The sequence below is a fragment of the Actinomycetota bacterium genome, assembly GCA_014360645.1.
Lineage (GTDB): Bacteria > Actinomycetota > Geothermincolia > Geothermincolales > RBG-13-55-18 > Solincola_B.
Window position 1 is genome coordinate 14941 of the sequence record JACIXD010000014.1, and the last position, 23297, is coordinate 38237.

The window sequence follows — 23297 nt, forward strand, 5'->3', positions numbered from 1 at the left end:
GAGGCGGGGACGGCATGGCATTGAAACTGATCATCACGGAGAAGAACACCACCGCCAGGCGCATATCGTCCATCCTCTCGGACGGCAAGGCGCGCGCCCTGGACCGTTCGCGCAACCCCGTGTATTCCTTCGAGATGAACGGCGACGAGGTGCACTGCATGGGCCTCAAGGGACACATCCTAAAGGTGGACTTCCCGGAGCAGTACCAGCAGTGGCAGGATGTGGAACCCCGCGAGCTCATCCACGCCGACATCGTCAAGGTCCCCACCAACAAGGCCCTCATCAAGGCCATGCTCGCCGAGGCCCGGAAAGCCGACGAGGTGATCATCGCCACCGACTTCGACCGCGAGGGCGAGCTCATAGGGGTGGACGCCATCAACAAGATCAGGGAGATACGCCCGGACATACCGGTGAGGCGGGCCCGCTTCTCCGCCCTCACCCCCGTGGAGATCAAGCGCGTGTTCGCGCGCCTGGAGGACCCCTACTACGACCTCGCCGCGGCGGGGGAGGCGCGCCAGGACATCGACCTCATCTGGGGGGCGAGCCTCACCCGCTTCATCAGCCTCGCCTCCACACGTCTTGGCAAGCATTTCCTCTCCGTGGGCCGGGTGCAGAGCCCCACCCTGGCGCTCATCGTGGACCGCGAGAAGGAGCGCAGGGAGTTCGTTTCCACTCCCTTCTGGACGCTGAAGATCACCTGCCTGAAGGACGGGGAGATCTTCCAGGCCACCCACGCCGCCGAGCGCTTCCAGAGCCAGGAGGAGGCGGAGGAAGCCCTCTCTCGCCTGGAAGATAATGCCAAGGTGATGGAGGTCAAGTCCAGCGAGAGGCAGGTCAAGCCGCCCATCCCCTTCAACACCACGGGGCTGCTCACCGCCGCCGCATCCCTGGGCTTCTCCGCCGCCAAGGCCATGAGCGTGGCCGAGAACCTCTATATGAACGGCTACATCAGCTACCCCCGCGTGGACAACACCGTCTATCCCCCTTCCTTGGACCTGCGGGGCATCCTGGGGGAGCTGGCGCGCAGCCCCGAGTTCGGGGAGCTGGCGGGATCGCTCCTGGCGAGGGGTGACCTCAAGCCCACGCGGGGCAGGAAGCAGACCACCGACCATCCGCCCATCCATCCCACCGCGGCCGCGGCGCGGAGCGACCTCTCCCCCCAGGAGTGGAAGATATACGAGCTGGTGGCGCGCCGCTTCATGGCCACCCTGGCGGGAGACGCGGTGGTGCGTTCAGTGCGCGCCGACCTCGCCTGCGGACCCGAGCCTTTCCTCGCCCGCGGCAGCCGCACCGTGGACGAGGGGTGGTACCGCTACTATCCCTACGGGCGCAAAAAGGAGGCGATGCTGCCCCACCTGGAGGAGGGAGAGGTCCTGTCCCTCCAGGGGCCGCCGGAGCTGAAGCGGGGCGAGACGCAGCCCCCGCCGCGCTACAGCCAGGGCAAGCTCATCGAGAAGATGGAGGAACTGGGCCTGGGCACCAAGTCCACCCGCCACTCCATCATCGAGAGCCTCTACCAGAGGGGCTATATCTACGGAGACCCCATCACCCCCACCGAGACGGGCGTGGCGGTCACCGAGGCCTTGCGCAGATTCGCCGGGGTCATCTCCTCGCCCGAGATGACCGCCGCCCTGGAGCGGGACATGGACGCCATAGCCGAGGGGGTGGAGACCCAGCAGGAGGTGGTGGACAAGTCCCGCGACATCCTGGCCGGCGTGATGCACCTCCTGGAGAACAGCCGGGACGAGGTGGCGGCGGAGATCCGCAACGGCATCAAGGAGGACCGCATCCTGGGGACCTGTCCCTCCTGCGGGTCCAATCTGCGCATAGTGAAGGCCAAGAAGAGCAAGAAGAGGTTCGTGGGCTGTAGCGGATATCCCGATTGCACCACCACCTATCCCCTGCCCCAGACGGGGACCATCATGCCCACGGGGGAGATCTGCCCGGATTGCGGCTCCCCCAAGGTCCGCGCCGTGAACAAGGGGCGCAAGCCATGGACCTTCTGCCTCGACCCCTCCTGCCCCAGCAAGAAGGAGGCGAGGGGCGGCGAGGAGGCGGAGGGGAAATAGGGTCACCCGGCGCGGGCCGCGAGGATATCCCGTCCCCGGTCACCCTCTCCGCGGATGCCTGGCGATCCAGGATGTGCTGCCGCCCGCCCCCCCATGCCCCATCCCTCCGGACCCGCGCGGGAGACGGCAATCCGTCCTCCGTTCGCGGACGCCGCGAGAGCTCCGTCCTCGACCAAGGCGGCGGGGGCGCGATTTGCGCGCGCGCGAGGGCTTGTAGGAAAATAGCCTAAACGTGCGCGGCGAGCAGAGGAGGTCCTATGCGCAAGGTAACGGTGATCGGGGCGGGTCAGGTGGGATCCACCACCGCCATGCGCGTGGCGGAACAGGGGATCGCCGACGTGGCCCTCATCGACATCTACGGAGACCTGGCGCGGGGCAAGGCGCTGGACATCGCGCAGTCGCTGCCCCTCACCGCCTCCTCCTCCCGGGTGCGGGGCGGGAGCGATTACGCCCTCGCGGAGGGGAGCGAGGTGGTGGTGATTACGGCGGGGTTTCCGCGTGCCCCCGGCATGTCCCGCTCCGACCTGCTGGAGAAGAACGCGGCGGTGGTGCGGGATGTGGTGGAGGGGGTAAAGGAGGCGGCGCCGGGGGCGGTGCTGATCATGGTCACCAACCCCCTGGACGAGATGACCCGCCTGGCCTGGCTGCTGACGGGCTGGGAGAGGGAAAGGGTCATGGGCATGGCGGGGCTGCTGGACGGGTCGCGTCTCGCCTGCTTCGCCGCCGAGGAGCTGGGCGTGCCGCCGGGACAGGTCCAGCCGGTGGTGCTGGGAAGCCACGGCGATGCCATGCTCCCTCTGCCGCGCCTCACCTCCGTGGCCGGGGTGCCCCTGAGCGAGCTCCTTTCCCCCGAGAAGCTGGAGGAGCTGAACGCCAGGACCAGGGAGGGTGGCGCGGAGATCGTCTCCCTGCTCAAGCAGGGCAGCGCCTATTACGCCCCCTCGGCCTGCGTGGCTCGCATGGTGAGGGCGGTGCTTATGGACGAGGACATGCAGGTGGTGGCGAGCGTGAGGCTGGAGGGGGAATACGGGCTCGCGGACGTGTTCCTGGGCGTCCCGGTGGTCCTGGGATGGGGGGGATGGAAGAGGGTCGTGGAGCTTCCCCTCCTGCCGCAGGAGCGCGGGGAGCTGGAGGCCTGCGCGGCCACCCTGCGGGAGAGAGCGGTGGAGCTGGATGGCTGGCTGGCGGGAAATAGCTCCTGAAACCATATCCGCGGCGGTGGAGGAGCTGGCGGTGCGCGCCAGCCTGGACCTCTCGTCCGACGTGGAGCGGGCCTTGATGCGCGCCGCGGAGGCGGAGTCGAAGCCGCTGGCGCGCTACGCCCTGGAGATGCTGGTGGAGAACGCGCGCATCGCGCGGGAGGAGAGGCTCCCCCTCTGCCAGGACACCGGCATGTTTCATCTCTTCGTGGAGCTGGGGGAAGGGGTGTCCCTTCCCTGCGGATACCGCGAGGCGGCCGATGCCGGCCTGCGCGCCGCCACCTTCCGTATACCGCTGCGCTCCTCCCTGGTGAATGACCCGCTCTTCGGGCGCGCCAACCGTGGTGACAACACCCCCGTCCAGGTGCACGTGGAGGAAGGCGGGGCGCGGGGGAAAGCGCGCCTCACCCTCATGGCCAAGGGCGGGGGGAGCGAGAACGCCACCCGCCTCTGCATGCTGCTGCCGGGAGAGGGTCCGGAAGGGGTGAAGAGGGCGGCGCTCGAAGCGGTGCGGCTCAAGGGCGCCCAGGCCTGTCCCCCCGTGGTGGTGGGGGTGGGGGTGGGCGCCGACGCCTCGGGAGCGGTGGAGCTGGCGCTGAAGAGCCTGCTGCGGCCCCTGGGAACGCGCCATCCCCGGGAGGAGCTCGCGGATCTGGAGGAGAGCCTGCTCGCCGCGGTGAACTCCCTGGGCATAGGGGCGGCGGGCCTGGGCGGGGACACCACCGCCCTGGACGTGCACGTGGAGGAGGCGCCCGCCCATATCGCCTGCCTGCCCGTGGGGGTGGTGATCTGCTGCCACAGTCTGCGGCGCAGCTCGGTGGAGATCGAGGTCTGAGGGGTGCACGGCGGAGGGAGGCCGGGGGCGTATCCGGGACGCGGAGCGGGATCCCGGGGGTCCGTCCGCGGCGCGGAGCCCGGCGGTAGCCGGCCATGAGATGTATCCGGAGAGGTCCGAGATGAGGCTTGATGACCGGGAGACAAAAAGGGAATGCCTCGAAGGAGAGGCCGGGGTCTCTGCCTTCCAGCGCACCCAAGACAACCTGCGGATAAAGCCTTCCGCCTACCGCGACCTCCTGCGCAACCGCGACTTCCTGCGTCTGTGGGCGGGGCAGATGGTCTCCGCCATCGGCGACTGGGTGATCGTAGCGGTGCTCTTCGCCTTCGTGGACCAGATATCGGGGGGGAAGAGCTACGCCATCAGCATCATGATGCTGTGCAAGTTCCTGCCCGCGGTGCTTCTGGGGTTCCTGGCGGGCATCGCCATCGACCGCCTGGACCGCAAACGCACCCTCATCATGTGCGACCTCAGCCGCGCCCTGCTCGTCCTGGTCCTGCCCTTCGCCACCAACCTGCCCCTCATCTGCGTGCTGGTCTTCGTCATCGAGACCTTCACCATCGTCTACGGCCCCGCCAAGGACGCCTCCATCCCCGACCTGGTGGAGCCGGAGCAGCTCACCAACGCCAACTCCCTCAATATGCTCACCCTCTACGCCTCCATGGCCTTCGGCACCGCCATCGCCGGGAGCATCATCGGCCTCTTCGCCTGGCTGGCCAGGGTCAACCCGGAGTTCATGGGCAGGTACGTGGATCCCAACAAAGCCGCCTTCGTCATCGATTCCCTCACCTTTCTCGTCTCCGCCTGGCTCATCTACCACATCGGCTTCAAGCGCCCCTCCCGCGAGGAGAGGGTGCGCATGTCCACCGACCAGGTGCGGAGCGATTTCCGGGAGGGCCTCCACTACCTGCGCCACAACCCGCTCACCCGCATCGTGCTCATCCTCACCCTCACCTGCTTTTTGGGGGGAGGCACCATATACGTGCTCACCGTGGGCTTCGTGAAGTACGTGCTGGGCGGCAGCAACTCACGCTTCATGTACATCCTCACCACCCTCCTCTTCGGGATGATGGGGGGGTCCATGCTGGCCGGCGCGCTCAAGGACGTCGTGCGCAAGGAGAGGCTGCTGGGCCTGGCCATCTCCGGGTTCGGGCTGGGGGTGGTGGTGTTCTCGCTGCTAACCGTGGCCTGGCTGTCGTTCGTGGTGGTCTTTCTGGGCGGCACCTGCATGGGCTATGCCATCGTGGGCATGGTCACTCTGCTGCACGAGAACCTGGAGGAGGAGTTCCGGGGCCGAGCCTTCGCCACCATACAGGTGATCATGCGCGCCTCCATATTCCTCTCCATCATGCTCGCCGGTCCCCTCGCCGACCTCATCACGGGCCTGGGGCGCAGGCTGGGACTGAACCCGGTGTCGCTGTGGATCGTGAGGGTGGGCGGCTCCTACAGCGGTCCCATCGACGGCAGGGAGGCCGACTTCCGCTTCCTGCTCAACGGGCCCCAGATCATCCTCTTCGTCGGGGGTATGGTCATCCTCGGGGCGGGGCTTTTCGGCCACCGCGCCTTCCACCGCTACTTCGGCTGGGAACTGCATGACAAGATATTCCAGCGCCGCCGGGTGCCCGAGCCGTTGCCCTGCGTGGAGGCGGAAGAGGGCGGATCGCCGGGCGGCGCGGACGGAGGCGCGGTGGAGAGGATAAACGGCGGCGCGGGCGGCGGGACGCGGGAGTACGCGGCCGCGGGAAGCGGTGACGGCACGACGGGGTCGGAGAGGGGCGGCCAGCCCGGCGGGACGGAGGCGGCCGCGGGATCGCGAGCTGTGGAGGAGTGAACGATGGCGGGCACTGGGGGTAGAGCGGGCGGCGGGGCGCGAGGCGAGAAAAGGCTGCCGCTGCCCCTGGAGCGCGAGGCGCGCGAGGCGTTGCGGGCGGGGGACCGCATTCTGTTGAGCGGCAGGATGATCACCGCCCGCGACCAGGCGCACCGCAGGCTGGTGGAGATGCTGGAGAGAGGGGAGCCGCTGCCGGTCCGCCTCGCGGGGGAGACGGTCTATTACGCGGGCCCCAGTCCCGCTCCGGAGGGCAGGGCCTCGGGCTCCGTGGGGCCCACCACGGCCGCGCGCATGGATCCCTTTACCCCCCGCCTGGCGGCGGAGGGCCTGGCGGCATGCATAGGGAAGGGGCCGCGCTCCGCCGAGACGCGGCGTGCGCTGCGGGAGAGCGGAGTGCTCTACCTGGTGGGGGTGGGAGGGGCGGCGGCCCTGCTGGGGTCCAGGGTGCGGGCCATCCGGGTGGCGGCTTTCCCGGAACTGGGCCCCGAGGCGGTCTACGAGCTGGAGGTGGAGGATTTCCCGGTCATCGTGGGCTACGACCTGGTCGGCGGGGACGTCTTCTCGCACCTGGAGAACATCTAGAAACAAGCCCTTATAAGCCAAGCGGCTACATGGTGTAAGATATGGGTCTGAGTGGATATCGACACGAAGGCGCGCGAGGGAAGAGGAGGCCATGACGAGCAGGACTGAGGCGGCAAGGGGAGGCGGCAGGAGGAGCCTCTTCATCACCTTCGAGGGAGTGGAGGGATCCGGAAAGACCACCCAGATGAACATGCTCCATGCGCATCTGCTGCGCATGAAGGTGGACGTGGTGGCCACGCACGAGCCGGGCGGCACGCGCATCGGCGAGGAGATCAGGCGCATCCTCCTGGACCCCTCCTTCAAGGAGATGCATCCCATGACGGAGACCGTCCTCTACGCCGCGGACCGCGCCCAGCACTTCTACGAGGTGATAAAGCCGGCCCTGGACCAGGGAAAGGTGGTGCTGTGCGACCGCTACATCGACTCCACCCTCGCCTACCAGGGCGTGGCGCGGAGGGTGGGGATGGAGGGGGTGCAGAACCTCAACGAGTGGGTGACCGACGACCACTATCCCGACGTCACCTTTCTCCTGGAGATACCCTTCCGCGTGGGGCTGAAGCGCCTCATGGAGCGCAAGCGGGTCCTGGACCGCATCGAGAGCGAGGCCCAGGCCTTCCACGAGCAGGTTCAGGAGGCCTACAGGACCCTGGCCAAGTTCTTTCCCCAACGTTTCGTGGTCCTCAACGGCGTGGACAAGCCGGAGAACATCCACCACCAGGTCATGCAGGTGGTTACGCCGCTGCTCTCCTGAGATCCGACGCGCCTCCCCACGTCCGGAGGAAAAGTCCCTCTTTCTCGCGGCGCGCCGGCGGGAATGGCCGCCGCTTTCGGGAGGTGAGGATGGAGCTGGTGTCCTGCGACGGGTGGGAGGCGGTATTCGGGCAGGGCCGGGCCGTCGCCATACTGCGCGGCATGCTGGAGCGCGGCGAGGTACCCCACGCCTTGCTCTTCACCGGACCGCGCGGGGTGGGCAAGCGCACCACGGCCCTGCTCTTCTCCGCCGCGCTGCTCTGCCCCTCGGGCACCCCCGATGCTTGCCCCTCCTGCCTGAGGGTGGCCAGGGGCACGCACCCCGACCTGCACCTGGTGGAGCCCGAGGGCGCCCAGATCCTCATCGAGCAGGTGCGGGACCTGGAACGGGAGCTGAGCCTTAAGCCCCAGGAGGCGCGGCGCAAGGTGGCGGTCATCGACGAGGCCGCCAGCATGAACGAGAGCGCCGCCAACGCCTTCCTGAAGACCCTGGAGGAGCCGCCGCCCGGTACCTGCATCATCCTGGTGACCGCGGCGGCGGAGGGCCTGCTCCCCACCATCGCCTCCCGCTGCCAGGAGGTGCGTTTCTCGCCCCTGGGAAGGCGCGAGGTGGAGGAATACCTCCGGCGGGAGATGGGGATGTCCTCGGAGGAGGCGGAAAGGCTGGCGCGGCTCAGCGGCGGCATCTTCGGGCGGGCGCTGCTCTGGGCGCGCCGGCCCGAGCTGTCCGTGTTCCGGGAGCGGGGAGTGGAGGCGGCGGCGGCGGTGGGCAGGTCGGCCCTGTCCGCCCTGCTGGAGCGGGTAAGGGAGGTACAGAAAGAGGCTGCGCGCGTGGAGGCGCCCGTGCGGGAGGAGGCAAGGGAGGCTTACCGCAAGGCCCTCGACCGGCGGGTCGCGGAGAGGATGGAGAAGAGGTGGCAGGAGGCCCTGAAGCGGGAGAACGCCCGCATGCGGCGGCAGGCCATCTTCGACTTCCTAGATGGCATGGCCTCCTTTTACCGGGATATAATGCTCATTGGCGTCGCCGGCGTGGCGGAGGGAGCGCCCGGCGGCGCGCCCCTGGTGAACCTGGAGTGGAGGGAGGACCTGGAGAACGAGGTCTTACTCACGGGCCCTGGGGAGGCGGCCAGGCGCCTGCGGGCCCTGGGCAGGGCGAAGAAGGCTCTGGAGGCCAACGTGGACCAGGGGCTGGTGATGGACTGGTTGATGCTGGAGATAAAGGGCGCGCGCTGAGCGCGATCGTCCGGGAGGAGAGTATATGGCAATGGTGGTTGGAGTGTCCGTCAGGAAAGGGGCGAAGCCGTCCTATTTCGACCCCGACCGGCTATCCTTGCGCGTGGGAGACGAGGTGATCGTACCCGCCGCCAAGGGCGTGGAGCTGGGGAGGGTGGTCGCCCCTCCCATAGAGATCCCGGACGAGGCGGTGCGCGGCGAGCTCAAGAAGGTCATCAGGCGGGCCACGGACCGGGACCGGCAGCAGGCGCAGCGCAACCAGATCAGGCGCGAGAGGGCCCTGCGCAAGTGCCAGGAGCTCATCGTCAAGCACCAGCTGGCCATGAAGCTCATAGACATAGACTATGCCTTCGACGGGTCCTCCATCACCTTCTATTTCACCGCCGACGGCAGGGTGGACTTCCGCAACCTGGTGCGCGACCTGGCCTCGGCCCTGAAGACGCGCATCGAGCTGCGCCAGATCGGGGTGCGCGACGAGGCCCGGATGGTGGGCGGGCTGGGGCCGTGCGGACTGACGCTTTGCTGCGCGTCCTTTCTGGAGGAGTTCCACCCCATCTCCATCCGCATGGCCAAGGAGCAGCACCTGCCCCTGAACCCCGCCAAGATCTCGGGGGTGTGCGGGCGTCTGATGTGCTGCCTGCGCTACGAGCAGGACTGCTACCGGCGCTTCCTGCACTGGGTCCCCGACATCGGCGAGAAGGTGGAGACGGAGCGGGGGGAAGGCACGGTGATCGCCCACGACGTCATGCACGAGAGGGTCACGGTGGAGCTGGAGAGCGGCGAGAAGGTGGTCCTGCCCGCCTCCTGGTTCGGCCCCGAGCCGGGGGAGGCGGAGGAAGAGCCGGAGGAGGGCGAGGACGAGATGGTGGAGGACGTGGACCTGGAGCTGGAGGAAGGCTTCTGACCGCGCCGCCGCCTCGCGGCCGCCCCCGAACACAAGGCCCTTGCGTCGTCATCGACAGCGTCCCCGGCCTTGTGCTATATATTGATACTGTCTTTGAGGAGAGGCCGGAGCGCCTTAAGCAAGGTAAGCGGACAGGCATATTATGGTAGAGGTGCGTTTTCACAGCCTGGGAGGGCAGGGAGCGGTGACCCTCATCAACATGCTCGCTCGGGCGGGAGACCTGGTGGGCAAGTACGTGCAGGCCTTCCCCTTCTTCGGGGCGGAGCGCAGGGGCGCCCCCGTGAAGTGCTTCCTGCGCATGGACGAGAAGCCCATCCACCTGCGCAGCCAGATCTACCGGCCCGACTACCTGGTGGTCATGAGCCCCGCCGTGCTCGAGCTGGCGCTGAAGGAAGGCACCAAGGAGAGCACCGTGCTCCTGGTCAACATGGAGCGGGAGGAGGCGGAGGAAAAGCTGGCCGGACTGCCCTTCGCCGCCTTCGCGGTGGACGGCACCTCCATCGCCATCGAACTGGGCATGGAGGTGGAGGGGCTGCCGGTCACCAACATCGCCTTCCTGGGCGCGGTATCCTACGTCACCGAGCTGGTGCCCCTGGAGGCGGTGACCGAGGTGATCAAGGAGAACACCCCGCCGGCGCGGCTGGAGGCGAGCATGGAGGCGGCCCGGCGCGGGTTCACCTCCGTGGTGGAGATAAAGAAGGCCGAGGCGGGGGCGCGCAGGTCCGCCCGGGGCGCCGCGCGCTGAGGGAGAACGAAGCCTGTGCCGCGGGAGGCGGTATAAGGATGCCCAAGAGGAAGAAAAAGGAAGCGGAGGACATAGGCTTCATCACCACCCTCTCTGTCCCCGCCGTGGGCAGCGTGGGCATGACGGGGAGCTGGCGCATCTTCCTCCCGGTGATAGACGGGGAGAGGTGCAACAAATGCCTGCTCTGCTGGATATATTGCCCCGAGGCCTGCATCAGCAAGGATATACGTATCGACTACGATTACTGCAAGGGATGCGGCATCTGCGCGGAGGAGTGTCCGCGCGGCGCCATCGCCATGGTCAAAGAGGAAAAGAGATCATGAAGCTGGTGGAGACGGGGAACCACGTGGCCGCCTGGGGGGCGCGCCTGGCGCGGGTGGAGGTGGTCTCCGCCTACCCCATCACCCCCCAGACCCAGGTCATCGAGGAGATCTCGCGCTTCATCGACGAGGGGGAGATGGAGTGTGAGTACATCCCGGTGGAAAGCGAGCACAGCGCCATGGCGGCCCTCATCGCCTCTGCGGCCATGGGGGTACGGTCCTTTTCCGCCACCTCCGCCCACGGCCTCGCCTACATGCACGAGCTGCTGCACTGGGCGGCGGGGATCCGCCTTCCCATGGTCATGGTGAACGTCAACCGCGCCCTCGGCCCGGGTTGGAACATCTGGTGCGACCACCAGGACACCCTCTCGGCCAGGGACACGGGCTGGATACAGCTCCATTGCGCCTCCCACCAGGAGATATTGGACACCGTCATCCAGGCATACCGCATCTCGGAGGACCCCGAGGTCAACCTGCCGGTGATGGTCTGTTACGACGCCATATTCCTCTCCCACAACTACATGCAGGTGGAGATTCCGGACCAGGAGGCGGTGGACCGCTTCCTGCCGCCGTTCCGTTCGCTGTGGAGGCTGGACCTAGAGCATCCCCTCACCCACGGGTCGGTCATCTACCCCGACGATTACGAGGAAGTGCGCTACTCCATGTTCCAGGGACTGGAAAACGCCCGTGGGGTCATCCGGGCGGCGGCGGAGGAATACCGGGAAAAGGTGGGAGGGTACCACGGCGGGCTCGTGGACGCCTACCGTATGGAGGACGCCGAGCATGCCTTGGTGGCTATGGGCAGCGCGGCCTCCGAGGCCAGGGTGGCGGTGGACATGCTGCGTGAGGCGGGGCGCCGTTTCGGGCTGGTGCGCGTCCGTTCCTACCGGCCCTTCCCCGTGGAGGAGATGGTGGAGCTGCTCTCCCCCCTGCGCACGGCCTTGGTCCTGGACCGCAGCATCTCCTTCGGCATGGAGGGACCGCTCTTCTCGGAGGTCAAAGCCTCCGTATACGGCCGCGGGGAGGTGGCGGTGTACGACATCGTTACCGGCCTGGGGGGAAGGGACATCACCTACGAGTTCATCGCCGAGAACGCCACCGCCGCGGCGGATGGCCGGCTGGAGCCCAGGACCGCCTGGCCGTCGGTGCGCATCAACGAACATCACCTGGTGAGCAAGCGGGGTCTGGAGGGACTCTGGGGAAGGAGGGCTGCACGTTGAGGCTGAGGGACTTCCCGGAGGAGGAGCTCTTCCTGCAGGGCAGCGCCGCCTGCCACGGCTGCCCGGGGAGCGCCGCCATCCGCGTGGCCTTCAAGGCCCTGGGGCGCAACACCGTACTCGCGGTCATCGCCTCCTGCACCTCGGTCTTCCAGAGCCCCTTCCCGGTATCGGCGCTGGGTCTCCCCACCCTGAACATGGCCTTCGCCACCGGGGGCGCCACCGCCTCCGGACTCTCCGCGGCCGCCGACCGCCTGGTGGCGAAGGGGGTCCTGGAGGAGAAGCCGACCATCCTGGTGTGGGCGGGGGACGGTGGCACCTACGATATAGGCATCCAGGCCCTCTCGGGGGCGGCGGAGCGCAACACCGATTTCATCTACGTCTGCTACAACAACGAGGCCTACTCCAACACCGGGACGCAGCGCAGCGGCGCCACCCCCTACGCCGCCTGGACCACCAATACCACGCGGGGCAAGGAGGAGTGGCGCAAGGACGTGGCCCAGATCATGGTGGCGCACGGCATCCCCTACGTGGCCACCGCCTCCCTGGCCTACCCCACGGACATGTTCCGCAAGTTCGCGCGCGCCAAGGAGATCAAGGGCACGCGATACATCGAGATACAGGCCCCCTGCCCGCCGGGGTGGAAGTTCCCCTCCAGCCATACCGTCAAGGTAGCGCGGCTGGCAGTGCAGACGGGGATGTGGATGCTCTACGAACATGAGAACGGCAGGACCGCCTACACCGCGGGCACCCAGCGCATCATCCAGGGCCAGTCGAAGCTGCTGCCGGTGGAGGAGTACCTCCAGGCTCAGGGTCGTTTCCGGCACCTCTTCCACCCCCAGCGGGACGAGGAACGCATCGGAGAGATCCAGAGGCGCATCAGCCACGTCTTCGAGACCCTGCAGTTCACCCACAAGATGAAGGAACACATCATGGACATCGAGCTCGCCCCTCCCCATTAGGGACAGGGGTTGTCCCTCCTTCAGCGGGTTATCTCCATATCCGGAGATCGGGACTCGGCGGGGGCGGCGGTATTCTTCAGGCGTGGCATCACCGGGGCGTCGGTATGTTAAAGCCTGGGAGTGATGCCCGTGACCCGGGGGAGCTGCCGACCCAAGGGCGTTCTCCGTCGTTCGGGTCTTCAATCGGCGCGCGCAGGCGCTATAATACTTCCTGTAACCGGTGTAGTGCCGACGTAGCTCAGCAGGTAGAGCAGCTCACTCGTAATGAGCAGGTCAGGAGTTCGAGTCTCCTCGTCGGCTCCATCCGAGCGTCGGCCGGAGGCATGGCCTCCGGCCGTTCCCGCCTCCCGGGGCCGTCCCTGGCCCGAGGGCCGCGGACGGACGCGGCGCGGAGGGGCGGGGGAAGAGGAAGGCGGAAGAGGAAGCAAGGCGAGGATGCGCTGGCCCGGCCCGGCCGCGGCTGGGAGCCGGGCACCGGGCGGGGGCGGACCCCCGGCGGCTTTCCGCGGTGGCGCGGATCTCACGCGGAGGTGCAGACGGGCATGGAATACCGGGATTTCGGAGGCGATGGCTGGCGGGCCTCCATCCTCGGTCTCGGGTGCATGCGGCTCCCCACCCGTGACGGCGTCCCCATCAGCCCCGACATCGTGGAGGACGAGGCGGTGCGCCTGATCCGCTCCGCGGTGGAAGGCGGGGTGAACTATTTCGATACCGCCTATACCTACCACGGGGGCAGGAGCGAGGAGGTGCTGGGGAAGGCCCTGCGGGGCGGATACCGCGAAAAGGTCCGCGTGGCCACGAAATCTCCCGTGTGGATGATCGAGGAACCGGATCACTTCGACCGCTATCTCGAGGAGCAGCTCACGCGGCTGGATTGCGGCCCCGTGGATTATTACCTCTTCCACGGCCTGAACGCGGCGCGCTGGGAGAGACTGCTCGAGCTCGGCCTACTGCGCAGAGCGGAGGCGGCGGCGGATGACGGCAGGATAAGGCATATCGGTTTCTCCTTCCACGACGTCTATGATTCTTTCCGGAGGATCGTCGACGGATACGACGGGTGGTCGATGTGCCAGATCCAGTACAACTACATGGATGTACGCAACCAGGCCGGCAGGAGGGGGCTGGAATACGCCGCTTCGCGGGGCATCCCCGTGGTGGTCATGGAGCCTCTGCTGGGCGGGAACCTGGCACGGCCCCCGCGGGAGATAGAGGAGATGTTCGAGGCCTCCGGCGAAGCCCGCACCCCCGCGGAATGGGCCCTGCAGTGGCTTTGGGACCATCCGGAGGTCAAGGTGGTCTTGAGCGGCATGAGCGATATGCGGCAGCTGGAGGAGAACCTACGCGCCGCGGGGCTGGCGGGGTCGCGCCCCCTGACGGAAGGGGACCTAGAGGTCATCGCCGCGGTGCGCGAGCGCCTGGAGTCCAGGGCGGCGGTGCCCTGCACGCGCTGCGGTTACTGCCTGCCCTGCCCGCAGGGGGTGAACATCCCGGAGATGTTCGGTCTCTACAACCACGGGGCCATGTACGACGACCTTATCACCAGCCGCTTCCGCTATTTCCGTTTCTTCACCGCGTCGGAACGCGCGGGATCATGCTCCGGCTGCCGGGAGTGCGAGGAGAGGTGCCCTCAGTCCCTGAGGGTGAGCGAGCTCATGCCCCTGGTGCACGCCGTGCTGGGGGAGGGCAGGCCCTATCCCCCGGGGGACGGTTAGGGAACACCGGCGCAGGGCGCGCCCCGTTTCAGCGGATTGCCGTGCCCGCATGTCGGGGATCATGCCCACCGGTCAGGCAACCCCTTCGCGACCCGCGGCCCTTTATACCGGCGCGCCGAGCTCTCTTCCCTCGCAAGGGAGGACGGATTCCGTTCCCGGGTCATGACGGGAAGGGACGGACGTTTCCGGGCCGCCTCCGCTACGCCGGGAAGCGGTGGAAGGCTGCCGGCGGGACGGAGCCGCTCGCGCGGGGGCAACCCGTTCGCTCGCGACGCCTTGAGGCGGCACCGGACCCGCCCACCTCTCCAACGCGAGTCCCGGGATGCCGGAAGGGTCTCAGGCGGTGAGGGTGAAGACCGCCGTGGAGGGGTGGGGGAACTCCCATTCCACCTTCGCCCTCTCTCCTTCCAGCAGCTCGTAGAGGGCGGAGAGATGCCCCGCCAGCACGTATTCGTTGAAGGGGTTCTCCACCGAGATCCTGAGCATCTTTTCCCCATTCTCGAGCACGGTGGGGTTGCCCTGTCCGTACAGCGCGATGGTATCGAGCGCCTCCTCCATGAACGCCTTCCTGTCCTTTTCGGCAGGGCGGGCATCTCCCGAGGATCTGAGAGTGCCGATATGGGTCAGGGAGAAGTTCCGCTGGGCCTCCACGATCACCGGGACGATGTCTTCTCCCAGCTCCCTGACGAGTTCGCGCAGCACCACATTGGTGGTGTAGATCTCGAGGAAGACCACGCGGATTCCCCTCCTGGTGTCCGTAACCGTGCCCCGGTCGGGATCCCAATCCAGGACCGAGAGCCTGTGCGGCGCGCCGCAGGAGGGGCAGAGTTCGAAGGCGCGTCCTCCGCCCGTGGGGGCGGGGGTGGAATAGGCGAGGCGCTCGCATATCTCCGGGTGTTCCCCCGTGGGCTCCACGACGATGACGTCGTCGGCGCCCCTTTTCTCCCAGTGGTGGTCGTAGGGCACCTCGAAGAGGCTCTCCAGGGCGCCGGTCACGATGGCCGCCATGAGGTCGCGGTTGAAGGGGTTGCGGATGATCGCCTGGGACGGCCCCCTGGGGTCGTTACGGACGGTTCTCGAGTATGCCTGTCCGCACCAGGAGGCGAGGCGGTTGAAATAGAGGATGACCCCCCGGTAGAGGCCGGGAACATGCCGGATGGCCCAGCGGATGCGCGCCAGGTTCATGTCTATGACGTCCTTGGAGGCACGGCGTTGCGCCTCGAAGACCACGTGGCCTATAGTAGCCCCGATGGCCTCCTCTATGGCCTTGAAGATCTCGCTCAGGAAATCCGCCTCGATGATGAGGGTGCGGTAATCCTCCCGGAAGCGGCTGGTTATGGTGCCGTTGTCGTGCCACTCCAGGGACCTTGCCAGCCAATAGGCGAACCCGCATTGCCTGCATCTCCGGATCCTCATCTTCTCCATACCTCCCTTCCCGAGGTCATCCCCCGTGATCCCTTGCGTCGCGATGTCCCGTAAGTGTTATCGTAAAAGATGCGGGCATACATGATACTGCGATCACGGGGCCGCGGTTCGTGACGGCGCCGGGCCTCCATGGGGCTCATGCGGCCTCTCCCGCGCCGCAGGGCGGGGTGGAGGCTAAAGAAAATCCCCCTCCTGCCGACGCAATCTTATGATGCCGCGACCCGGGACAGGCCCCGGGGGCATGGCAACCGCCCCCGGAAAGCCGTCCCGCAGCACCCGGCTGGCGGGATGGATCCCGGGCCGGGCCGGAGGGCGGACCAGGTCTTCGACAGCGCCGGAAGGAGCTTACATATGGTATGGGGAGAGGAGAAAGGCAGGCCTGATATCCTGGTGGTCGACGACGAGCCCGACGTCGCCAGGATCATCGCCCTGAACCTCGAGTTCGAGGGCTACGGGGTGCGCATAGCCCACGACGGGAAGGCGGCCCTGGAGGAGGTGGCGCGGCGACCCCCGGACTGTATCCTCCTGGACATCATGATGCCGGTGATGGACGGCTGGGAGGTCCTCCGCGCCCTCAAGGGCGACGAGGCCACGGCGGACATCCCGGTGGTGGTGGTGACCGCCCGCCATTCCGACGTGGACCGCATCAGGGGATACAGCGGCGGTGCTGTGGAATATATTACCAAGCCATTCGACCCCGACACCCTCAGGGAATACGTGGCCAGGGTCCTGGAGTCGCGGCACGGGAAGGTGGAGGAGGAGATCAGGCGCGACCGCATCAAGGGACTGCAGGTCTCCACCCTCTACCGCATCACCGAGACCCTCATCTCCACCCTGGAGATCGACGACATCCTGGGTTTCATCACCGGCGAGCTGCTCCGACTCTTCGACCTCCACCTCTGCTGCATCGGGCTCCTGGAAGGCGAGGAGGGTTCCCTGCGCATCGCCTCCGCGTGCGCGGCCTCTGGCCTCGACGGCCACGGGCCCGCGAAGATAGAGCTGGCGCCCGGGTACCTGCGGGATCTGCTCGGCGGGGGAGACGACGAGGTCGCCGGACCCATCCGCGTGGATGCGGAGGAGCTGGCGGCGGAGCACGAGGTGGGCCTGCTGGGGGAGCTCGAGGCGGTCTTCCTGCTGCCCCTCAGGGTGAAGGGAAGGCTCACCGGGGTGGTGTTGCTGGGCCGGCGGGGAGAGATGCTCTTCAGCGAGGAGGAGCGGGAGCTGCTGGCGGCCATCGGCAACCAGGCCGCCATGGCCATAGAGAACGCGCGCCTCTACGATGACCTGCGCTATGACGAGGAGGTGCAGCGGCAGCTGCTGCAGAAGGTGATCACGGCGCAGGAGGACGAACGGCGCAGGGTGGCGGTGGAGCTCCATGACGGCGTGATCCAGAACCTGGTGAGCGCCCTCTACCGCCTGCGTCTCTGCGAGGTGCGCATGCGGGAGACGGATTCCGAGGCAGCCCTCGCCTTGCGGGAGGCAGAGGAGATCATGGACGGCAGCATCGCCGAGATGCGGAGGATCGTCGCAGGCCTGCGTCCCTTCGTCCTCGACGACCTGGGGCTCGCGGTGGCGCTGGAGAAGCACGTGGGCCAGGCACGGGAGAAAGCGCCCTGCGAAATACTTTTGGACCTGGTGCCGGAGGAGATCCCGCCCCTTCCGAAGGAGGCGGAGACGGCGCTCTTCCGCATCGCGCAGGAGGCCATAAGCAACGCCATCAAGCACTCGCGCTGCACGCGGGCCAGGGTGGCGCTGCGCGTAGAGGGAGGCGAGGTCGTGTTGGAGGTTGCGGACGACGGCGTGGGCTTCAACGCCTCCGGTACGCAGCGCCGCCACGCGGCCGGTTTCGGGCTGGTGGGGATGAGGGAACGCGCCGAGTCCCTGGGGGGTTCGCTGCGGATAAGTTCGGTCAGGGGCGGGGGCACGTCCGTGGTCGCCAGGCTGCCCGTGCACGGTATGGACGGGGAGGTGTGAGTTGGGAAACAGGACCATCAAGGTGTTGGTGGTGGACGACCACCGCCTGGTACGGGAGGGCCTGGTGAACCTCCTGCGCGTGAACCCGGAGATAGAGATCGTGGCCGAGGCGGAGAACGGGGACGAGGCGGTGGCCAAGGCCCGATCCTTGCGGCCGGACGTGGTGCTCATGGACGTGAGCATGCCGGGGATGAACGGCATCACCGCCACCAGGCTGGTGAAGAAGGAATGCCCGGAGGCGGCGGTGATCATACTCACCATGCTGGATCAGGAGGCCTACGTCTACGAGGCGGTGAAGGCGGGAGCCACGGGATACCTGCTCAAGAACGCGGGCCTCGACGAGCTGGTCAGGGCCATCAAGGAGGTGCACCGGGGCGGCGCCACCCTCCACCCCGACGCCCAGGCCAGGCTGCTCAAGGAATACGTGGCCTTGGCGCGGCGCAACCGCGAGACCTACGGCCTGAGCGGACGCGAGCTGGAGGTGCTCCAGCTCCTGGCGGACGGCAAGTCCAACCGAGAGATCGCCGAGGAGCTCTTCATCAGCGCCCAGACGGTCAAGACCCACATCGCCCACATCTTCGACAAGCTCGGGGTGAGCGACCGCACCGAGGCGGTGGCCGCCGCCCTGCGCCGCGGCCTGGTGACCTGATCCGAGGGCCGCACGCGGCGCCCGCCGGCGCGAGGCCGCGGGCGGGGTCCCGCCGGGGTGACGGGACCGCCGCCCCTCGCCGCGTCCGTCAGCGCAGGAGCCTGCGGCGCTTCTCCGCTGCGGATCCGTCCCTGTGCGGCGCGGGCTGGTAGCTGCGCACCTTGTATTTCTCGCGCGGCTGCGTGCCCGTTAGGAGATCCGACGGCGAAGGCTCCCCCACCTCCTCGAGCCTTTCCTCTTCCTGCAGCACGTAGGTGGCGATGAGCTTCATGGGGGTGTCCTTGAGGAAGCGGCACATGGCGCTCCACCCGCTCTCGCACTTCCCGGTCTCCTCGTACAGCTCGTCCAGGAGGTCGGAGAAGAGGATGGTGAGCTGCCTGCCTTTGAACTCCGCCTCGTACAGGGCACGGTCCTCGGGGGTGAACTCCTCGAAAGGCCTGTCCAGGAGGGCGATTATCGCTTCAGGCACCTTTATCCCCCGCTCCTCCAGCTTGCGCTCGAGTTTCCTGGTGAAGAAACTCCTGCGCGCCCCCTGCGCCGCGGGGGGCTCTTCCCCGCCGGCGGGATCGGGAGGGGCGCCTCGAGACGGTGCCCCATCCGTTTTAGGCCCGGGGCGATGTCCAGGGATGACGGTGGCGGTCCCCGCGGGCTCCACTCGCGGGTTTCCCGGCGCGCCTGCTCCGGCGGTCGCCCCCGCCATCTCCCCCTCGAGCACGAAGGCGGCGCAGGCCTTGATGGGGCTGTCTGGCAGCAGGTGGTACATGCCCCGCCAGCTGTGGCGGGAGCTCTCCGGCGACGCCTCGTACGCGCGCTGCAGCAGTCTGGCGAAGAGCCGGAGGAGCCCCTTCGCCTTTATCTGTCCCTCGTAGAGCCCGCGGTCCCCGGGGGTGAACTCCCGGAAGGGTTTGTCCAGGAGGTCCAGGAGGTAGGAGGGCACCGCGACCCCCTCGCCGGCGAGCAGGCGCTCCAGCTGCCGGGTGAAAAAGCTGCGTCCGGCCTCCCCTTCGACGGCCATGCAGGACTCTCCCCCGTGCGAAACCGTCCCTCGCAAGACCGCCCCACCCGCCGGGCACGCTGCGCCGTGCCGGCGCCGCGTGCCCGATATATTGTCTCGGACGCCGGGCCGCGGAAGTTGAGCCTCATGCCCGGGAAACATGGGAGACCATGGGCGGTCCCGGTTCCCCGTCAGCGGATCGCCGGTCGCGGCGCTTGCATCCACCGTGCGGTCACGGCGTTCCCCGGCCGGCCCCCTCCCTAGAGGGAGATGACGGTGTACACGATGGTGGTGAAGTAGCCTCCCGGCTCGTCCTCCCACAGCACCTCGAGGCGGTAGTCGAGGTCGAGGGCCGTTCCCTCCGTCCCCGTTGGGGGTTGCGTGCCGGTGACCGCCACGGCCACGGTGGAGAAGTCCCTCCAGTTCCCGGTGGCATGGTCGGAGAAGGAAAGGCGCCCGATGGGGATGGTATGCTCTCCGTCGGTGAAATCCGAGGTGGCGTGCACCAGCACCTGCCAGTTGACGTTGGACCTCACGCGGAGACGCACGGCGTAGGGCTCGCCGTCCCCGATGATATAGGTGCCGGTGATGGGGTCCACGTCCATGAAGCGCATCTCGCCGTGCTGGCTGGGCTCGCCGTCCAGGTCGTACAGGCCTTCGATGGCCAGGGAGACGGTGGGGACCAGCGACTCGTAGGTCACGTACGCCTTCACGGAGAAGCAGCAGGTGGAGGTGCTGGAGGCGTTGCAGGTGTAGGCGGAGCCGTCCGTGGTGACCTGCGAGGCCTCGTAGAGGCGGCTGGAGGAGTTGGCCTCGCCGGTGTTGGCCATGGTTAGGCTGGAGGAACCGCTGCCGTTGATGTCCAGCACGTGGGTATAGCCGGTCACGGCTCTGGAGACGATGAAGCTCTCCAACCAGGCGCTGCGCCCCGTCTTGTTCGTCTCCGGCATCCGGGTGCGGAAGCGGAAGACCCCGGCGGCGGAGCGGGCGTTGTTGCTCTGACCCACCCAGAACTGCACCGTCCTGGCCTGGGTGAGGGAGCTCTCACGCGCGAAGCGGTAGGTGAAGAAGAGCTCCACCCCGAAGGCGCCACCCCCCGCGCCGGAGTACCAGGTGGAGACGGAGACCGCGCTGCCGTTCGCGAGAGCGCCGGCCTGGGAGGACAAGTCGTAGATGATGCGGTGTTCGCCGATGTTCTCCGCGCTGGCGGTGAGGGAATAGGAGAGCTGCGGCACGGCGTTTCCGGCGATGCTCCCGGAGACGCCCTGGCTGATGCTGGCGGAGACGTTTCCGCGCACCTGGGCCCATACCCTCTCCACGCTCACCCCGGATTCGGGAAGGTACACGTTGCGGGTGAAGGTCACCGGGACGGTGCTCGCGTTGTTCGCGCCCAGGTAATAGCCGATGGTCTTCACCTGTTCCGCGGAGGCTCCGTCGAAGGCGTAGGTGACCACCAGTTCCCCGCCCAGGACGTGGAACCTCTGCCCGCCGGCGGTGAGGTTGAGGGTCTGGGCGGTGTTGAGGGCGAACCCGGCCGGCTGAAAGTAGAAGAGGACGTCCATGGAGTCGCGCAGGGCCATCTCCACGTAGGCGCTCCCGGTGTTGGGTCCCCCGTCTATGTTGGCGTACAGGTAGGAGTCAGTGGCCGCGCCGTTGAAGGCCTGGCCCTTGATCTCGAACCACTGTGAGCGTATGTTCACTCCCGCCTCGGGGGCCGCCGCCGTGTAGGCATAGGAGGCGGTGGACCCGGCGGCGAGGCTGCCGGTGCGAGAGGCCAGGGGATAGCGGACGGTCTTCTGCATCACCGCGGAGGACGAGGCGCATTCATAGGTGATCACCGCCTTCAGGGAATGTCCCTGGGAGTTGGCCCCGCTGACGGTGACCGAGGGGTTGAGCTCAAGGCTGGCCCCCACCCCGGAGAAGAGGCGGGTGATGTTGGCCTTGACCCAGATGATCCCCGATTCCCCGGTCTGGGTGAAGCCGACGTCGGGGATGCAAGGAAAGGCCCGGCCGTTCACCGAGCATTCCACGGAGGTGACGTTGGCGGCGACGTCGGAGGGCGCCTGGGCCCGGAACTCCAGCCAGGCCTGCCTCACCACCACGCCGTCCTCCGGGAAATAGACCGTGGTGGAGCCGGGTTGCCAGGCCGTGCCCGCGGCGAGGTTGGCGGCGTCCAGGCGCTGCCCCAGGCAGTACTCCACCGTCTTTATCTCCGACTGGGGCTGGGATGCGGGGCCGGCGAGCTCGATCTCGTAGGTGACCACCGCCCGGCCGGTCCAGGCGGCGTTGGAGTCGCTGGAGTAGGCGGCGGTGTAGGTGGCGGAGTCCGCGCTTATCTGCGCCGCCTCGTAGAGGCGACTGGAGGAGCTGGCCTCGCCAGTGCTGGCCATGGTCACGCTGGAGGGTCCGGTTCCGTTTATGTTCACGGCGTGCGCGTAGGGCGCGGTGGCGGAGGAGACGATAAAACAGACCAGGTAGGCGCTGCGGGAGGTTCGGGTCCCGGATTCCGGCATGAGGGTGGAGAAGGACTGGGCGCTGGAGGCGGAGAGGCCATCGGCGCTCTGGCCGGTGAGGAAGGAGACGCTCCTGAGCTCGAAGTCCGAGGAGCTGTTGTAGCTGTAGGTGATGAAGGCCTCGATGCCGCAGGGCCCTCCCGCGGCCGTCGAGTACCAGGTGTCGGCGCGCAGGACCGCACCGTTCGTCAGGCGGGGCGCCTGGGCGGCCATGTCGTAGATGATGCGGTGCTCCCCGATGTTCTCCTGCCCGGCGGTTATGGCGTAGCTGCGCTGTCCGGCGCTGGCGCCCGCCACGTAGCCGAGCACGCGGTGGGTGATGGTGCCGGAGGTGTTGGCGCGCAGGTGCAGCCACAGGCCACGCGCGCGGATGCCGTTCTCCGGCAGGTAGATGTTGCAGCTGTAGGAGGCCGCGGTGGTGTTTCCGCCCGCCGTCTGTCCCATGAAGTAGGACACCGTCTTGAGCTGCTCCGTGGACGCGGGGTCGTACTCGTAGGTTATCGCCAGCTCCCCGCCCAGGACGTAGAAGGCCTGCCCTCCCGCGGTGAGGTTGAGGGTCTGGGCCGCGTTGGGAGTGAAGCCGGAGGGCTGCATGAGGAAACGGATGTCCATGGTGTCCCGCTCCGCCATCTCCACGTAGGCGGCGGGGGTGGAGGGGCCGCCCCCGATGCTGGCGGTGAGGTAGGAGTCGGTTGCGCTGTTGGCGTTGTGCGCCTGGCCGGTGACCTCGAACCACTGCGAGCGCACCGTCACCCCGCTCTCGGGGATATAGGCGTTGTAGTTGACGGAATAGGTGCTGTTCGCCGCGAGGGCCGCGGTGTTCGAGGCGAGGGGGTAGCGCACCGTCTTTAGCTGCACCGGGCTCAGGTCGTCATAGGTATAGGTGATGTACAGCTTCAGGGAGTGCCCCTGCGACGTGGCCCCGTTTATGGTCACCGCCGGGGTGGCGGAGAAGGGGTTGGAGAAAGAGGAGAAGGCCGCGGTGACGTCGGCGCTCACCCACAGGATGCAGGACTCCCCGCTCTGGGTGGTGAAGCGCCCGCTGACCGGCGAGTATTCCTGCCCGTTGAGGAGCACGCTTATGGAGCTCACGTCGGAGGGCGGGGTGGCCGGCGCCTGCACGTGCAGGTCCAGCCAGGCGCGGAACACGCTCACCCCCGCCTCGGGGAGCCATACCTGAGTGGTTCCCGGCGACCAGGCGGCCCCCGCCGCCAAGGGGTTGGGGTCGAAGCGCTGCCCCAGGGCGTATTCCACCGTCTTCACCCGGGTTCCGGGGGAGGCGCGGGCCACGGGTGAGGGGAGTAAGACAAGGGCGCCCACCGCCGCCAGGGCCATGAGAGCCGCGGCGAAGAGAACGGAGGTCCTCCTCGCTCTCCCTTTCAT

Annotated in this window: 18 protein-coding genes and 1 tRNA gene; 16 read left to right on the forward strand and 3 right to left on the reverse strand. The window is 67.7% G+C overall.

Features of this window, described 5'->3' with window-relative positions; genetic code table 11:
• Positions 1–20: 20 nt before the first annotated feature.
• From H5T74_11940 to H5T74_12005, 14 genes are all read left to right on the forward strand, one after another.
• A complete protein-coding gene (locus tag H5T74_11940) occupies positions 21–2069 on the forward strand; it encodes a DNA topoisomerase I (GenBank protein MBC7231086.1) in 2049 nt (682 codons plus the stop codon).
• A 257-nt stretch (positions 2070–2326) separates the two neighbouring features.
• On the forward strand, positions 2327–3271 hold the full coding sequence (locus H5T74_11945) for a malate dehydrogenase (protein ID MBC7231087.1): 945 nt from the start codon (positions 2327–2329) through the stop codon (positions 3269–3271).
• Positions 3243–4103: a fumarate hydratase gene (locus tag H5T74_11950; GenBank protein MBC7231088.1), complete on the forward strand. Its 861-nt coding sequence runs from the start codon at positions 3243–3245 to the stop codon at positions 4101–4103. The genes H5T74_11945 and H5T74_11950 overlap by 29 nt, the downstream gene beginning before the upstream one ends.
• 121 nt (positions 4104–4224) lie before the next feature.
• Positions 4225–5934, forward strand: a complete 1710-nt coding sequence (locus H5T74_11955; GenBank protein ID MBC7231089.1) for an MFS transporter — start codon at positions 4225–4227, stop codon at positions 5932–5934.
• A 3-nt stretch (positions 5935–5937) separates the two neighbouring features.
• On the forward strand, positions 5938–6516 hold the full coding sequence (locus tag H5T74_11960) for a fumarate hydratase C-terminal domain-containing protein (protein ID MBC7231090.1): 579 nt from the start codon (positions 5938–5940) through the stop codon (positions 6514–6516).
• Between the two features lie 91 nt (positions 6517–6607).
• Positions 6608–7267 carry a dTMP kinase gene (locus H5T74_11965; protein MBC7231091.1) on the forward strand — a complete coding sequence of 220 codons (660 nt, stop codon included), beginning with the start codon at positions 6608–6610 and terminating at the stop codon, positions 7265–7267.
• A gap of 83 nt (positions 7268–7350) precedes the next feature.
• Positions 7351–8499, forward strand: a complete 1149-nt coding sequence (gene holB, locus H5T74_11970; GenBank protein MBC7231092.1) for a DNA polymerase III subunit delta' — start codon at positions 7351–7353, stop codon at positions 8497–8499.
• A 25-nt stretch (positions 8500–8524) separates the two neighbouring features.
• Positions 8525–9403 (forward strand): stage 0 sporulation family protein, encoded by an 879-nt coding sequence (locus H5T74_11975; GenBank protein ID MBC7231093.1) that lies wholly within the window; start codon positions 8525–8527, stop codon positions 9401–9403.
• 139 nt (positions 9404–9542) lie between these two features.
• Complete coding sequence (locus H5T74_11980) at positions 9543–10148, forward strand: 2-oxoacid:acceptor oxidoreductase family protein (GenBank protein MBC7231094.1); 606 nt, start codon at positions 9543–9545, stop codon at positions 10146–10148.
• Positions 10149–10186: 38 nt separating this feature from the next.
• Entirely contained in the window at positions 10187–10471 is a 285-nt protein-coding gene (locus tag H5T74_11985) for a 4Fe-4S binding protein (GenBank protein MBC7231095.1), read from the forward strand.
• Positions 10468–11688: a pyruvate ferredoxin oxidoreductase gene (gene porA / locus H5T74_11990; GenBank protein MBC7231096.1), complete on the forward strand. Its 1221-nt coding sequence runs from the start codon at positions 10468–10470 to the stop codon at positions 11686–11688. Before H5T74_11985 ends, porA begins: the two co-directional genes overlap by 4 nt.
• The gene (locus H5T74_11995) at positions 11685–12647 is read left to right on the forward strand and encodes a pyruvate synthase subunit beta (GenBank protein ID MBC7231097.1); all 963 of its coding nucleotides are present in this window, start codon (positions 11685–11687) and stop codon (positions 12645–12647) included. The genes porA and H5T74_11995 overlap by 4 nt, the downstream gene beginning before the upstream one ends.
• A gap of 227 nt (positions 12648–12874) precedes the next feature.
• Positions 12875–12950, forward strand: a tRNA-Thr gene (locus H5T74_12000).
• Between the two features lie 239 nt (positions 12951–13189).
• Complete coding sequence (locus H5T74_12005; GenBank protein MBC7231098.1) at positions 13190–14359, forward strand: aldo/keto reductase; 1170 nt, start codon at positions 13190–13192, stop codon at positions 14357–14359.
• A 336-nt stretch (positions 14360–14695) separates the two neighbouring features.
• Here H5T74_12005 and H5T74_12010 read toward each other — a convergent pair whose 3' ends face one another.
• Positions 14696–15784 carry a hypothetical protein gene (locus H5T74_12010; protein ID MBC7231099.1) on the reverse strand — a complete coding sequence of 363 codons (1089 nt, stop codon included), beginning with the start codon at positions 15782–15784 and terminating at the stop codon, positions 14696–14698.
• A gap of 351 nt (positions 15785–16135) precedes the next feature.
• On the opposite strand from H5T74_12010, the gene H5T74_12015 reads away from it, so the two are divergent.
• Both H5T74_12015 and H5T74_12020 read left to right on the forward strand, forming a co-directional pair.
• Positions 16136–17758: a response regulator gene (locus tag H5T74_12015; GenBank protein ID MBC7231100.1), complete on the forward strand. Its 1623-nt coding sequence runs from the start codon at positions 16136–16138 to the stop codon at positions 17756–17758.
• 16 nt (positions 17759–17774) lie between these two features.
• Complete coding sequence (locus H5T74_12020; GenBank protein MBC7231101.1) at positions 17775–18407, forward strand: response regulator transcription factor; 633 nt, start codon at positions 17775–17777, stop codon at positions 18405–18407.
• 88 nt (positions 18408–18495) lie between these two features.
• Here H5T74_12020 and H5T74_12025 read toward each other — a convergent pair whose 3' ends face one another.
• Complete coding sequence (locus tag H5T74_12025; protein ID MBC7231102.1) at positions 18496–19422, reverse strand: hypothetical protein; 927 nt, start codon at positions 19420–19422, stop codon at positions 18496–18498.
• A gap of 239 nt (positions 19423–19661) precedes the next feature.
• Positions 19662–23297 (reverse strand): hypothetical protein, encoded by a 3636-nt coding sequence (locus H5T74_12030; GenBank protein MBC7231103.1) that lies wholly within the window; start codon positions 23295–23297, stop codon positions 19662–19664.

Bases quoted from the DNA above. Each gene is read 5' to 3' on its own strand.
- H5T74_12025 (MBC7231102.1), bottom strand. From the start codon at position 19,422: ATGGCCGTCGAAGGGGAGGCCGGACGCAGCTTTTTCACCCGGCAGCTG.
- H5T74_11965 (MBC7231091.1), top strand. From the start codon at position 6,608: ATGACGAGCAGGACTGAGGCGGCAAGGGGAGGCGGCAGGAGGAGCCTC.
- H5T74_11960 (MBC7231090.1), top strand. From the start codon at position 5,938: ATGGCGGGCACTGGGGGTAGAGCGGGCGGCGGGGCGCGAGGCGAGAAA.
- H5T74_11985 (MBC7231095.1), top strand. From the start codon at position 10,187: ATGCCCAAGAGGAAGAAAAAGGAAGCGGAGGACATAGGCTTCATCACC.
- H5T74_12005 (MBC7231098.1), top strand. From the start codon at position 13,190: ATGGAATACCGGGATTTCGGAGGCGATGGCTGGCGGGCCTCCATCCTC.
- H5T74_12010 (MBC7231099.1), bottom strand. From the start codon at position 15,784: ATGGAGAAGATGAGGATCCGGAGATGCAGGCAATGCGGGTTCGCCTAT.
- H5T74_12015 (MBC7231100.1), top strand. From the start codon at position 16,136: ATGGTATGGGGAGAGGAGAAAGGCAGGCCTGATATCCTGGTGGTCGAC.
- porA (MBC7231096.1), top strand. From the start codon at position 10,468: ATGAAGCTGGTGGAGACGGGGAACCACGTGGCCGCCTGGGGGGCGCGC.
- H5T74_11945 (MBC7231087.1), top strand. From the start codon at position 2,327: ATGCGCAAGGTAACGGTGATCGGGGCGGGTCAGGTGGGATCCACCACC.
- H5T74_11955 (MBC7231089.1), top strand. From the start codon at position 4,225: ATGAGGCTTGATGACCGGGAGACAAAAAGGGAATGCCTCGAAGGAGAG.
- H5T74_11975 (MBC7231093.1), top strand. From the start codon at position 8,525: ATGGCAATGGTGGTTGGAGTGTCCGTCAGGAAAGGGGCGAAGCCGTCC.
- H5T74_12030 (MBC7231103.1), bottom strand. From the start codon at position 23,297: ATGAAAGGGAGAGCGAGGAGGACCTCCGTTCTCTTCGCCGCGGCTCTC.
- H5T74_11950 (MBC7231088.1), top strand. From the start codon at position 3,243: ATGGCTGGCTGGCGGGAAATAGCTCCTGAAACCATATCCGCGGCGGTG.